At 67.4% G+C, this 12,318-nt stretch carries 12 protein-coding genes and 2 pseudogenes; 6 read left to right on the forward strand and 8 right to left on the reverse strand.

Going from position 1 to position 12,318, the window contains the following annotated elements; all coding sequences use genetic code 11:
* Window positions 1-246: 246 nt before the first annotated feature.
* A complete protein-coding gene (locus ACGFSB_RS04315) occupies window positions 247-444 on the forward strand; it encodes a hypothetical protein (RefSeq protein ID WP_393393883.1) in 198 nt (65 codons plus the stop codon).
* Window positions 445-509: 65 nt separating this feature from the next.
* On the opposite strand, the gene ACGFSB_RS04320 is transcribed toward ACGFSB_RS04315, so the two are convergent.
* From ACGFSB_RS04320 to ACGFSB_RS04345, 6 genes and pseudogenes are all read right to left on the reverse strand, one after another.
* Complete coding sequence (locus ACGFSB_RS04320; RefSeq protein WP_393395714.1) at window positions 510-1,502, reverse strand: tyrosine-type recombinase/integrase; 993 nt, start codon at window positions 1,500-1,502, stop codon at window positions 510-512.
* A complete protein-coding gene (locus tag ACGFSB_RS04325; RefSeq protein ID WP_393393886.1) occupies window positions 1,406-1,627 on the reverse strand; it encodes a hypothetical protein in 222 nt (73 codons plus the stop codon). Before ACGFSB_RS04325 ends, ACGFSB_RS04320 begins: the two co-directional genes overlap by 97 nt.
* A gap of 218 nt (window positions 1,628-1,845) precedes the next feature.
* Window positions 1,846-3,354, reverse strand: a complete 1,509-nt coding sequence (locus ACGFSB_RS04330) for a serine/threonine-protein kinase (RefSeq protein ID WP_393393889.1) — start codon at window positions 3,352-3,354, stop codon at window positions 1,846-1,848.
* A gap of 345 nt (window positions 3,355-3,699) precedes the next feature.
* Complete coding sequence (locus tag ACGFSB_RS04335; RefSeq protein WP_393393891.1) at window positions 3,700-5,292, reverse strand: hypothetical protein; 1,593 nt, start codon at window positions 5,290-5,292, stop codon at window positions 3,700-3,702.
* Window positions 5,293-6,613: 1,321 nt separating this feature from the next.
* Window positions 6,614-6,832, reverse strand: a pseudogene (locus ACGFSB_RS04340) (helix-turn-helix domain-containing protein); the annotation flags it as partial.
* 12 nt (window positions 6,833-6,844) lie between these two features.
* A complete protein-coding gene (locus ACGFSB_RS04345) occupies window positions 6,845-7,063 on the reverse strand; it encodes a hypothetical protein (protein ID WP_393393894.1) in 219 nt (72 codons plus the stop codon).
* Between ACGFSB_RS04345 and ACGFSB_RS04350 the strand changes: the two genes are divergently transcribed.
* Window positions 7,034-8,047: a reverse transcriptase domain-containing protein gene (locus ACGFSB_RS04350; RefSeq protein ID WP_393393897.1), complete on the forward strand. Its 1,014-nt coding sequence runs from the start codon at window positions 7,034-7,036 to the stop codon at window positions 8,045-8,047. The genes ACGFSB_RS04345 and ACGFSB_RS04350 overlap by 30 nt on opposite strands.
* A 73-nt stretch (window positions 8,048-8,120) precedes the next feature.
* A pseudogene (locus ACGFSB_RS04355) lies at window positions 8,121-8,267 on the forward strand (IS701 family transposase); the annotation flags it as partial.
* 287 nt (window positions 8,268-8,554) lie between these two features.
* Here ACGFSB_RS04355 and ACGFSB_RS04360 read toward each other — a convergent pair.
* Both ACGFSB_RS04360 and ACGFSB_RS04365 read right to left on the reverse strand, forming a co-directional pair.
* Window positions 8,555-9,073 (reverse strand): cupin domain-containing protein, encoded by a 519-nt coding sequence (locus tag ACGFSB_RS04360; RefSeq protein ID WP_393393899.1) that lies wholly within the window; start codon window positions 9,071-9,073, stop codon window positions 8,555-8,557.
* Window positions 9,074-9,204: 131 nt separating this feature from the next.
* Window positions 9,205-9,852, reverse strand: a complete 648-nt coding sequence (locus ACGFSB_RS04365; protein ID WP_393393902.1) for a LysE family transporter — start codon at window positions 9,850-9,852, stop codon at window positions 9,205-9,207.
* 89 nt (window positions 9,853-9,941) lie between these two features.
* On the opposite strand from ACGFSB_RS04365, the gene ACGFSB_RS04370 reads away from it, so the two are divergent.
* The 3 genes from ACGFSB_RS04370 to ACGFSB_RS04380 all read left to right on the forward strand — a co-directional run bounded on the left by ACGFSB_RS04370 (window position 9,942) and on the right by ACGFSB_RS04380 (window position 12,233).
* Window positions 9,942-10,880, forward strand: a complete 939-nt coding sequence (locus ACGFSB_RS04370) for a LysR family transcriptional regulator (RefSeq protein ID WP_393393904.1) — start codon at window positions 9,942-9,944, stop codon at window positions 10,878-10,880.
* A 272-nt stretch (window positions 10,881-11,152) separates the two neighbouring features.
* Complete coding sequence (locus tag ACGFSB_RS04375; RefSeq protein ID WP_393393907.1) at window positions 11,153-11,422, forward strand: integrase; 270 nt, start codon at window positions 11,153-11,155, stop codon at window positions 11,420-11,422.
* 175 nt (window positions 11,423-11,597) lie between these two features.
* Window positions 11,598-12,233: an integrase core domain-containing protein gene (locus ACGFSB_RS04380; RefSeq protein WP_393393910.1), complete on the forward strand. Its 636-nt coding sequence runs from the start codon at window positions 11,598-11,600 to the stop codon at window positions 12,231-12,233.
* Window positions 12,234-12,318 lie beyond the last annotated feature (85 nt).

The raw sequence follows: 12,318 nt of genomic DNA on the forward strand, positions 1-12,318 counted from the left end.
GGGCCCGGGTGGAGGCGCTCGAAGCGGAGCTCGCCCGGCTGACGGCCCGTCTGGAGGACGAGCGGGAGGCATGGTCGCGGCTGCGGATCGCCCGGGAGACGGTGGCCGAGGTGATCATGGATCTGGGCGGGTCCGGAGCGACCGCACGGTGGCCGGCGGCGCGGAGCCGGAGAACCCGGTGCACCCCGGGGTGCGGGTGGTCGGGGCGATCACGGTGCCGCTTGGCGCCAGGGGCTGTCGGCTGCGGTGCTGCCGGATGTCTACCGGGACATCATCGAGGTCCTTACCGACGCCGCGAAGCCGATGCAGGCCAAGCAGATCGTGCCGCGGATCGGGCTGCCCGCGGTGACCGGAAAGATCCGCGATGGCGGGGTTGGTCGCGGCACGACGTCGCACGGCCTCGGCGTCATCAGCGAGCAGTGCCTCTTGTGGGCAAGTTGGTGAATCCCGAGCTCGCTCAGGTGCAGCAAAACGGGTGGCACAGCGTGCGCTGTGCCACCTGTTCCCCCTCACACGCTCACAAAGCCCTCTGGTACGTACTCAGGAACCACCCCGAGCAACGCATCGACAGCCGCCCGCCCCTTCCCGCCAGCCTCCGGCATGAAGTGCGCGTAGTGGTCGAGCGTGATCGTCGGGCTGGAGTGGCCGAGCCAACGGGCCAGTGTGACGACGGATTCACCCGCTTCGAGGATGACCGAGGCGAAGGTGTGCCGGAGCACGTGGAAGCCGTCCTTGCGGGATGCCTTCCAGCGCTGGCCCTTCTGCCGCATCGGGATGACCCCGGCCGCGGCGAGGGCGGGCTTCCAGACCTCGTCGTTGAAGATGTTCGCCCTCAGTGCGTTGCCGTACGTCGTCGTCAGCGCGAGTGGGAACGTCCGCTTCTCCCGCTCCGGCTCCGGCCCGCCCCACGGCAGTTCGACCTCGACCGCCGGGTACTGAAGGAAGTGTGCTGCCAGCTCGGCCCCGACCGACCTCGGCATGTCGACGATGCGCGTCTTCCCGCCCTTGGGCAGGGCGAAGTACAAGCGACCATTGAGTAGTTGGACCTGTCTGCGCACGCGGATGACGCCGCGCTGGAAGTCGACGTCCTCCGGCGAGAGGCCGAAGACCTCCCCCTGCCGCAGCCCGCACCCAAGGGCGACCACGACCGCGATGCGGTAGCGCGCTTTGATCGCGTCCCGCATGCGCTGCGCGGTCTCCAGCGGCCATGCCTCCCGCTGGTCCTCCGGAGCCTTCGGCCAGCGCACCGACTTGGCGCGCATCGGGTTGCGTACCAGGCGCTTGTCATCGATGGCCGTCTCGAAGACGTTCGAGAGGGTGGTCAGGATCTGGCGGGCGTAGCGCGGCGCGCATTCGACTTCGAGCGTGGCGATGTAGCTGCGCAGGACGGCCGCCGAGATGTCCCTCAGGCCCACCGTGCCGAGGTGCGGAAGGATGTGGAGGCGGACGCGCTCGTCGACGCGCTTGATCGTGCCAGGGGCGCCCGCACACCCTCCTTCCAGAAGCGGGTCACGTAGTCCGCCAGCATGATCGAGCCGTCGCGCGGGTCGACGAACTCGCCGCGCTCGCTGTCGGTTCCGGCCCTACGCAGCCACGCCTTGGCGTCCTCCAGCGTGTCGAACGACATGTTCCGGACGCCGGGGATCCCGGCGACCCGGTACCGGGTGCCCTTCCCGTAGCGGGCGGTGCGCTGGTTGTTGGTCCCTACGACGACAGCTCCGGTGACGGGACTTAACGTCCACTGAGATGGCCGTCCTGGCCGACCGCGCCGGTGAACTGTTGACGACGCAATTGGTGCGGGAACTCCCGGCGGGTGCGTGAACGCCGGCTCGCGCCGCGCACCCGTCAATTGCTGCCGGCTGTAGCGTCCTCCAACTGCCTGTACACCCAGGGCGCGATTTCCTCCGCGTAGAGATAGGGGGACGACGTGTCGTCGTCGTAAGTAACCTTGGCCACGTATGGGCCGACTCGGAAGAGGACCAATGCCTGCTCGTCGTAGTTGTAGTAGGCCTCCTTCCCCAAGCCCTTTGGGCCCTGCGCACCGTGGTCTTCGTCGGTATAGGTCTTTTCTGCCTTGGCAGCGCGCACCTTTGACATCAGTCGAGCGCTTGCGGTCTTGGTGTCCTGGTAACCGACGACGGAAACGGTGAGGTCGTGATCGTAGTCGTTGACCTTGCCCATGAATTGGCAGGTCCTGCTGGACTGTTTCCCGCTGGGGAGTGTTGCGGTCGGTACTTTCCGCGCGTGCGGGACCCAGTCCTTCATGTTGGGGTTCTTCCAGAGGGGTTCGCAGAGGTCTGGTACTGCCACGGACTTCGGTGTGGTCGGCTTGTCACTCGAGGACCCTCCGTCGTCCCGCAGGTTCATCAGAAGGCTGGTGCCTAGGGCGAGCGCGAGAACGGCGATGACTGATGAGAGGACCACAGGGCGAGCGGTTTTCGACGTGCTTCGTGGCGTGTCTCGTGAGGCTTCGCTTGGGGGTTGTGGCTCTTGCGCCGAGACGGGCTTGTTTCGGACCGGTTCGCCCGACGCGCCGGTCTGCCGCCTGGTGGCAGGGAGCATGCTTCCAGAGTCGGTATCGGTGAGGGATTCGAGATAGGCACGCGCCTGTGGGGAGGTCCAGCGCTCGTTCGGGTCCTGCTGCATGAGTCCTTTGAGGACTGGTTCCAGCATGCCCGCGCGCTGCGGGGGCTCGCCGTGTGCGGAGTGCCCTTCCACACCCGCATACAGGGTTACACCCAGGGACCACAGGTCCGATAAGGGGCCGCCCTGCGCGCCCATGACCCGCTCCGGGGCTATGAATCCCGGGGTGCCGATGACCTGGCCGGTCCGGGTGAGGGCTGTGGCGTCCAAGGCCGCGGCGATGCCGAAGTCGGTGAGGAGGGTCCGACCGTCGTCGGCCACCAGGACATTTCCCGGCTTGAGGTCCCGGTGGATGATCCCCTCACCATGGGCGCAGCCCAGCGCACTAAGCAGTGCGAGGCCGATCTCGGCCACTCGACCGACGGGCAGGGCGCCCTCTTGCTGAAGCACGGTGTGGAGGGAGCGGCCCTTGACGAACTGCATGACCATCCAGGTCCCTTCGGTGTCCTCCACGACGTCGTAGACGGAGACGATGGACGGGTGATCGAGGGAGGCGGCGGACCGAGCCTCTCTCAAAAACCGTACGGTGAGGGCGTGTTCGTCAGTCGGCTCCAGCCCAAGGGGAGCCACGAGCTGTTTGACGGCGACCGTGCGCCTCAAGACCTGGTCCTGCGCCGCTCTCACGATGCCCATCCCGCCGCGGCCCAGCACTTCCCCGAGTGCGTATCGTCCGCCGATCAACCGTGAACTCGCCCCGTCAGCCTCGACCATGGGGACAAAGATAGTGACGGTACGCGAGGGGTGACAGGGGATCACGAAGACCGGGCCGCGCCGCGTCGTGCAGACGTCTTCTCCGCATCGAGCTCCTCCGAGTCGAGGCCATGCAGGATCAGATCGTCGAGGAACTCGCCGAAGGCCACACGGTCTCAGAGGGCGCTGAGTTCGTTTCTGGATGGTCTGGTGTCGCCCGTCGGTGTGCGTGTTCACGTTTCGGCCCGACGTTCCGTCGTGTGCATGATGTGGTCGCAGGCATGGAGCGGATACCGAATCAACGTCCGCGTGTGGTCCGGTAGCTCCGTCAGCCGTAGTCGCTCGCAGACTTCGCCTCGGCCACCGTCACCGAGGCAACTTCGCGGTGCGCTCGGGGTGGGCCGCGGTGATGTAGCGCATGGCCGTCTGTTCGGTGACACCGAACAGACGCATCAGTCTGAGGGGGTCGGCGCTTTCGGACGCCTCGTCGAGGATGCGGTCCTGTCGCAACCCGCTCAGCGTCAGCCCCCGGGGAAGAGCGCCGCTCAGAAGGCCCATGCTGACGGCCGGATGGTCGGTGTCGACCGCACTTACCTGGCTGACCAGTAAGTGTGGGTTGGTCGAAGCGGGCCAGCGCTGGTGGCGGTAGGCCGTCCAGTCAATGGCGAGTTGGTGGGTCAGCTCCTCCAGGTAGAGGGTGTGCCGCAGCAGACCGCGCCTCACTTCGAGGGTGCCCCGCGAGAGGTCTAGGCCCGTCGTGTGCACGGATCGGATCTCGTGTCCGGGCAGTGCGTGGATGGCGACCAAGGCAATGATGAGGCAGCCGAGCGGTGTCCCGGCCTGGTCGAGCAGCCCCGTCAAGAGGTCGGAGGGAACGGACTTGGGGATGGTCTTGAGGGTGCCGACCGGCAGGTTCCGGGCAGGATTGCGGAAGATCACTCGCTCGCGCTTGAGCGCGCGGAACAGGCTGCGCAGGGCCGTAGCCAGTCGTTGTCGGGTGTAGCCGGTAAGGCCCTCCAGGGCGCTCTCGACCTGGTCGGTGGTAATTTCCCTCAGCGAGGTCACGCTGGCCGTCGTGGTCCAGGCGGTGAGGGTGGGCTGGAGCGCCCAGAGGTAGTGGCGGATGCCGTCGTACCCGCGAGGCTCGCCTTCGCGTCGGCCTTGCTCGCGTATGACCTTGACCCAGGTGGCCACCTCGCTCGCGAATGGTTCCGGCAGCGCGGCAAGAGCCGACTCGATCCACGCCAGATCCGCGTTCCGGTGCAGACCGGGGTCCTCCACCAGCAGGCCGCGGGCGCGCAGGAACTGGCAGACGGGCTTGGCAGCGAGATGCTCGTCGAGCTGGGTCAGGTCATACACGTCACGTTCGAAGATGGCCGTCTCGGCGCCGAGCCAGTACATGAGAATCGTGAGTGTGCTGATGTTCTTGCGGTATTTGGGACACTGCCCTGCTCGGAACCTAGTGAACTCTTCGACCAGGCTCCGTGCGGAGTTGGTCAGCGGTGGCTCGCCCGGAGGCATGCTCCGCAGCATGGCCAGGACTGGCGCCCAGTCCCGCCGGAGCGTGAACAGCGGTTCCTGGCCGCGGATGGTGTGCATCGCGGGCCGCTCTTTTCCGTGATCCGGGGCCTTCTCAGCGTCGACCGGGAACGCCACGAACGGGAAGACCTTGCCCGTCGGCAGAGCGAACGCTAGCTGCGTGGCGGGGGGCACCTCGTCGAGGAGCCGGTAGGGGTGGCAGCCGCGGCAACGGCCGTCGCGCTGCGGCAGCTTGTCGCGGCCGCAGCGACAGCATCGGCCCCGCTCCAGACTTTCCCGCCAGTGTCGGCACGGGTCGCAGCGGAACCCGGCGCATCCATCGGAAGGCATCCACGCATGGCAGTCGCGGCACTGGCGCGGCAGCCGCGGCGGAGCCGGAGTGGTGATGTAGGGGGTGCGGGTCGGCTGGTCCTTCTGCATGAACCGCATCGGCTCTGGGGCCTCTTGGAGGAACCCGGACCACAGCAGGACCGAGCGGACCGCGTCCCCGTTGGCCGGCAGGTCTCGCAGCATGCCCTCGGGCAGCTGCTGGACCCCCCTCGGCCTCGCGCACGGCCAGGGCGAGCCGGAGCATCCGGGCGACCTTGAACGTCCAGGCCGGGCTCAATCGGTACTCGGTGGCTATCTGCGTCAGCGTCTCGCGTGCCTCTTCCCGCCTCGTCCAACGACATGATCCGATCGCAGACGTAATGTGCCAGCTCCATGAGTACGCCGACGGGGTCGATGACGAACGTGACTGTCGGTTGGCCGTGCTCCTCGCAAGCAAGCTCGCCGAAGCGCACTGCGCCAGCGCATACCATCCCTCGCCGAGTTTCGAAGGCCAGCGCGCCGAGCGGATCGTCTGTGGCAGGCAGCACGTGGGACACGACCAGCATGACCGAGCCCGAGACGTCTGCCGCCTCCCGCCACCCTGGCGGCACTTCCAGGTTGAGGTCGTGCACGAAGGGCGTACCGTCAGGGCCGAGAACGGACAGCGCATCTCCTTCGCCCTGCGTGACACACCACCGGGGAGAGACAGGTTGACTGAACGGCAATTCGTCCAGTGAGAGGAGCGCTGGGAGGCCCCTAGCGTACGCACGGGCAAGCAGGCTGCCTCCCGCCCCGCGCCGCCTCCAGTGGTGAACGGGCTGATGCTGGACGGTCCGACGGCCAGACCGGCGTGTCGGACCCCCTTCACATCGGCATTGAACGCCCACCCCGTGACCTCCCGCGACAGTCGCACGCCATCTCCCCTTTGCGCCGCCGGTCATCGACAGGTGCAACGGTGGCACAGACGACGGCCCGACCAGCCCGCTTCCCGGGCCAGGGATGGTGATCTCAACGGAACAGGGCTGAGGAGAAGAATCCGATTCGTTGATGCAGTCTTCGTCCACGAAACCGAACACCCTCGCTGCTCTGACTCACTTCCAATAACGTTGCGTAGCACGTCCCGACACCTGGATCGGGCTCCTGGCTGGCAGCGACCCGCCCTCCCAGGCAGCCTCAGCTGGGGAGAACCTGGGGAGAACTAAGCCCCATTGGGGAGCGGCTGGGGAGAATCGACCACGCAAACGAACAGCAACGTGAAAGCTCCGGAAGCGCCCGTCCTTCCAGGTCAAAGGGCGGCACAAGCCGATTCCCGCTGGTCAGCGCCGAAAGGACGACACCTTCAAGATTCTGGCGGTCCCCCGGGCTGGTCGCCCAGTACGACGAGATCGAGCGCCTGTGTCGGCATCATGCAGGGAGCGGCCCGCACGGCACCTCAGCCGTCCTCTTGGCTGCGGCGTAGGTCGCTGACGGTTTCGCCGAACTTGCGTTTCAGTGCCCTGCCGAGGTGTTTGGTATCGAGTACTCCCCACCGTGACGCGATCGCGGATGTGGAGCAGTTTGCGAAGGCAGGGTCGAGCAGGTCGCGGCGAACCCGCAGCAGACGTTCATGCCGGACCCAGGCGGCGAAGGTCAGGTCATCGCCCTGGAAGAGTGAGTGGAGGTGTCAGACGGAGATCTGGTGCCGACGTGCGACCTGCTCGGCACAGAGCAGGTCGTCGTCGAGGTTGGCCAGCACATAGGCACGGATGCGGTCGGCAAGGGCGCTGGCGACGGAGATCCGCTCGGGGGCGGTGTCGGTGAAAGCGGCGAGCAGCAGTGAGACGACCGCGGACCGGGCCGGGGCTGCCAGGACGTGATCCAGGCGATCTTCACCGTCGCGCACGGGAAGAACCCGAAGCGGCAGTGGGTCCTGGACGCAGACCTGGCGGCGGCATTCGACCGCATCGATCACGAGCACCTCATCAAGATGCTGGGAACGTTCCCTGCCCAGGGAATGGTCGCCCGCTGGCTGACGGCCGGGGTCATCGAGGAGGAGTGCTTCACCGCCACCGAAGAGGGAACTCCTCAAGGCCGCGTGATCAGCCCCCTCCTGCCCAACATCGCCCTTCACGGGATGGAGAAGGCTGCCGGAGTCCGCTACTACACCGGCGGGACACACGCCGGTGAAACCGTTCCGGGCTCCCCGGTACTGATCAGATACGCCGACGACCTGCTCGCCTTCGCCCACTCCAGGGCCGAGGCCAAACAGGTCCAGGCGCAACTGGGCACCTGGCTGAGACCCAGGGGGCTGGTCTTCAACGAGGACAAGACGAGCATCGTCCACCTCGCCGAAGGCTGTGACTTCCTGGGCTTCAACATCCGCCGCTACCGCGGCGGGACGGTGCTGCTGATCAAGCCGAGCACGGCAGCCGTGCGACGGATCCGGAAGAGGCTGGCCGCCGAGGTTGACGCCCTGCGAGGGGCCAACGCCCAGGCGGTGATCCACAAACTCAACCCGATCATCCGGGGCTGGGCGGCCTACTACCGGAGTGCGGTGTCCAGCCGCGTGTTCCACACGCTGGACGCCTACGTGTGGAAGCTCCTCTACAAGTGGGCGACCCACACGCACCCGAACAAGCCGAAGCACTGGGTCGTGGCCCGCTACTTCGGCGCGTTCAACAGGGCCAGGCGGGACAGGTGGGTCTTCGGCGACCGCGACAGCGGCCGCTACCTCGCCAAGTTCTCCTGGACGAAGATCGTTCGGCATCAGATGGTCAAGGGCTCGGCATCCGTGGACGACCCCGCCCTCGCCGACTGCTGGGCCGAACGACGTCGCAAGCACAAGCCGGCACCTCTGCCAGCCTGCGAGCCAACAGGGCTTGCTTGAGCCGTGTGCTCGGACAACGGGCCCGCACGGTTCTGAGGGGCGGGGACGCAGTAATGCGTCCCCGCTACCCGACCAGGCTGCGAAGAACGAGTGCGGTCTGGGTCAGTACGAAGTCCGCCGTTACGTGGGCTGGTACCGGCACATCACCCTCGCCATGCTCGCGCACGCCTTCCTGACGGCCACGACACACCAGGCCAGGAAAAAGGGGCGGAACCAGTGACGCAGCTGGGGCCATCGAGCTCACAGTGGCGGAAGTTCGGCGACTCCTGGCAGCTTGTCGTCCGCGACCCCCGCACTTGCGCGGACACCGAGGCCGGCGTCACACGAGGAGCTGGCCGAACTGGCGCCGGCGACGCCAAGCAGTCGCCCGTCGCTGTCACTATCTGCGGCGTTGTCGCGCGTTTGAGGGGCGGTGTCACGGAGACTGTCCCTCGCCACTCCGCGACCCGCTACACTCCAGCCGCCCAGCGAAACTCGCAGGTCAGACAGCAGAATCCTGCTGGAGCACTAATCGGCGAAGGGCTCGAAGTCCGCCACGAAGTAGCTGTCGTGGCGGATGCGGAACTCCTTGAGTTCCTCGGGGCCGCGCTGCGACATCTCAGCGACCCGCTCGAAGTATTCCTCGCGCGGGCCGCCCGGCGAGAAGAGCATGAGCATGGACGTGGGCTCGTCGGTCACGTTCTTGAAGGCGTGCAGACCGCCGACCGGGACGTAGAGGAAGTCGCCCGCACGGCCGGTGACCCACTTCTCGCCGTTGTAGAGCTCCAGTTCACCCGAGAGGACGTAGAAGGACTCCGACATCGCCCGGTGGAAGTGAGTCCTGGCACCGGCGGATCTTGGGCCCAACTCACCTTTGAACAGACCGAATTCACCGCCGGTCGACTCCTGCGTGGCGAGGTAGTGGGTGGCGCCGCCGGGTGAGGAGACCTCCGGCGGCGTGTCGGCCGAGCGGAAGGACGCGTTCACTTCGCCCTCGGCGCCCAGGTAGCGGGGCGCCGGGTACGTGAAGTGCTCTGGGTTCGACATGACGTTCTCCATTGGTAGGTCGTCCGGTTGGTCGTCGCTGTCATGATTGGTTCTTGCGGGATCGGGTCGGCATCGGCCTTTCGGGAGGCGGCTCCACTCTGTCGGCCGTCGCGGACGGCCGACCGTGATAGTCACGGCGGGAGTACCAGGCTCACCGCGAGAGCTCCGATCACCGCGCTCGACGTCACTGCGGTGACGAGCCGCCCCCGAGGGCCGGTCAGTGCCCTGCCCAGCACGGCTCCACCCGTGGCCAGGAGCAACTGCCAGCTCGCGGAGGCGGCGATCACGGCCGCGACGAACGCGACGCGGGCTGGTCCGCCGCCATCCCCGCGCGCGGGCCCGGCCAGTACGAGGGCCGAGAAGTAGATGATGGTCCAGGGGTTGAGCAAGGTCAGACCGAGGAAGCCGAGATAGGCACGTCCCGGCCGGCCCAGGGCGGACGGCGGCGACGCAGCGTCCGGGATCGCGCCCCGTTCACGCACCGCGGTGAGTGCCGTCCGTGCCGCGAGGCCCAGCAGGACCGTAGCGGCGACCCAGCGAAGCGGACCCGCCACGGGCTGAACGATCCGGGAGAGGGCAGTCCCGCCGAGTACGGCGAGCGCCGCGTAAAGACCGTCGGCCGTCGCCACGCCGAGCGCCGCCGAGGTGCCTACCCTCAGCGAGGTCCGCGCGGTCAGGCCCACCAGGAGCACGGCGAGCGCGCCGACGGGCACGGCCAGCGCATACCCGGCCCACAGGCCCGGCAGGAAGGCATCGTTGAGGAGTTCGGAGACGGCCATGCAGGCAGTCTCAGCGGCTGCGAGCGTGTGCGTCCATCGATTGTTTCCGCCTGGAACCGTGTGGCCGTGTCGAATGGTTGGATGGCTGCATGATCGATCCCCGGCTGCAGACCCTGCGCGTCCTGCACGAACAGGGCACGGTCACCGCGACCGCCCGCGCGCTGCACATCACCCCCTCCACCGCCTCCCAGCAACTGCGACAACTCGCGGCCCAAGTAGGCGTCGAACTGCTGGAACCGGACGGGCGACGGGTCCGGCTCACACCCGCGGCGCTGGCCCTGATCCGGCACGCCGACGCACTGTTCGCACGCTGGGAGCAGGCGAGGGCCGAGCTGGCGACCTACGGCAACGAAGAAGCAGGGCGGCTGCGGTTCACCGGGGCAGCCACGGCCATCGCGGCATTGATAGCCCCCGCGGCCCAGCGCCTCCTCGACGAACACCCGCGGATAACGGTGGAGATCGGTGAGGACCACGGCGAGAACCGGTACGACCTGCTGATGATGGAAGGCGCGGACATCGCGGTGGCGATCCCGGCGCCCGGCGGCCCAGCACAAGACGATGCACGCTTTACTCAACTACCGTTGCTGGAGGAGCCACTTGATGTACTGGTGCCACCCGGGCACCCCTTCGCGGCGCGCACGGACGGCATCGACCTGGCCGCGGCCGCCGAGGAGACCTGGGTCAAAGCCGGCGATCCCCTCGATCAGGAACAACTGCTGACGGCGGCGGGCGCGGCGGCCGGGTTCACACCACGGACGGCGCATGCCGCGGTGGACTGGTACGCCGTGGCCGCGCTGGTCGCCCACGGCTTCGGAATCGCACTGGTACCGCGCCTTGCGCCCGTGCCGTCGGAGCTGGTGCGGGTGCCGCTGCGAGGCGCGCCCGCCCCGGTACGGCGGTTCGTCGCCTGCGTGCGGCGCGGCAGCGAGAATCACCCCGTGATAGCCCGGGGCCTCGCGGCACTGCGCACGGCCGCAGCCGATCAGAGCCGACCGCTGTCACCAACTGCGGCGTTGTCGCGCGGTTAAGGGGCGGCGACGGCCAGCCGAAGCTGGTCGCGGTCGTCGAAGCCCTCTTCAGGTTTGCGCATGCGTCGCAGTCGATACGAGATTCGATCACAACCTCCTACTCAGCTGGGTTGGTGTTGGTCTTCGCTCTGACCGAGATTCGAGCCAGGCAGGTGAATTGGTCAGCCTGAGGGTGCCGACAACCCTGTCACCTGTGCTGAACTGCGACTTCAGGGCCACGATGGGATCACGTCGCGGACGTACGTGAGCCCGTCGATGCACGCTAGGGAATCGTGACGTTCCGTCTGGTCTACCGATTCGGCTGCCTCCTGCTCGGCTGGCTGCGCCTACTGGCGCGGTCCTCCGCGGCCAAGGATGTCGAGATCCTGGTGCTGCGCCATCAGCTGAGTGTTTTGGAGCGCGGCAGGCCGAAGCCGGCTTTCGAACTCGGCGACCGTGCCGTGATCACCGCGCTCGTTCGCCTGCTGAGGAAGCGTGAGCGCCTCGGCCTGAAACTCCTGGTCAGCCCGCGCACGTCCTGCGCTGGCACGCCAGACTGGTGAAGCGGAAATGGACCTATCCGCACCGCCGGCCGGGGCGGCCACCCAAGCCCGCGCCGCTTTGCGGGCTCTGGTGCTGCGCCTGGCGAGAGACAACGACGGCTGGGGGTAGCGCAGGATTCACGGCGAACTGCTCAACCTGGGCTGGAAGGCTGCCGCTTCGACCGTCTGGGAGACCTTGCAGCAGGCAGGGATCGATCCAACGCCTCAGCGCGCCGACCACTCCTGGGCCCGGTTCCTCAAGGCGCAGGCCACGGGCATCGTTGGGGTCGACGTGTTTCATGTCGACACCGTCCTCCTGCGGCGCCTGTTCGTCCTCTTCTTCATCGAGCACGACACTCGCCGCGTCCACATCGCCGGCGTCACCCGACACGTCACCGCCGGGGCCACCCAGTGCGCCCGAAATCTCCTCATGAGCTGGGATGACGCACGCGCCGAAGGCATCGGATTCCTCATACGGGACAACGCGGGCTACTTCACCGAGGGCTTCGACGCGGTCTTCACTACCGTCGGCGCACGGGTAGTGCCCATCTTGCCGGGCGTGCCCCGAATGAACGCGATCGCCGAGCGCTGGGTGGGATCATGCAGGCGCGAGGCCACCGACCGCATTCTGATCACGAGCGAACGGCATCTGCGCCTCGTCGTCGACGAGTACGCCCACCACTACAACGATCACCGCGCCCACCGATCACTCAGACAGCGATCTCCAAACAGTCTCCACGCGCCCTCACGACCCGCCGAAGACGAGCAGACCCGGATCATCCGGCACGACCGGCTCGGAGGGCTGATCCATGAATACACGCAGGTCGCGTAGCGGGCGACATGGGTTATCGGCACCCACAGGCGTACGCAGTGCTCCGTCCATCCCTGGAGCACAGGCAGAAGCGCCTGGTCCGCCG

The organism is Streptomyces sp. NPDC048441 (assembly GCF_043200235.1).
Lineage (GTDB): Bacteria > Actinomycetota > Actinomycetes > Streptomycetales > Streptomycetaceae > Streptomyces.

What these genes read in the sequence shown, in the direction of transcription:
- ACGFSB_RS04325 (WP_393393886.1), bottom strand. Translation starts at nt 1,627, where the DNA reads ATGTCGTTCGACACGCTGGAGGACGCCAAGGCGTGGCTGCGTAGGGCC.
- ACGFSB_RS04370 (WP_393393904.1), top strand. Translation starts at nt 9,942, where the DNA reads ATGATCGATCCCCGGCTGCAGACCCTGCGCGTCCTGCACGAACAGGGC.
- ACGFSB_RS04365 (WP_393393902.1), bottom strand. Translation starts at nt 9,852, where the DNA reads ATGGCCGTCTCCGAACTCCTCAACGATGCCTTCCTGCCGGGCCTGTGG.
- ACGFSB_RS04360 (WP_393393899.1), bottom strand. Translation starts at nt 9,073, where the DNA reads ATGTCGAACCCAGAGCACTTCACGTACCCGGCGCCCCGCTACCTGGGC.
- ACGFSB_RS04335 (WP_393393891.1), bottom strand. Translation starts at nt 5,292, where the DNA reads ATGCAGAAGGACCAGCCGACCCGCACCCCCTACATCACCACTCCGGCT.
- ACGFSB_RS04330 (WP_393393889.1), bottom strand. Translation starts at nt 3,354, where the DNA reads ATGGTCGAGGCTGACGGGGCGAGTTCACGGTTGATCGGCGGACGATAC.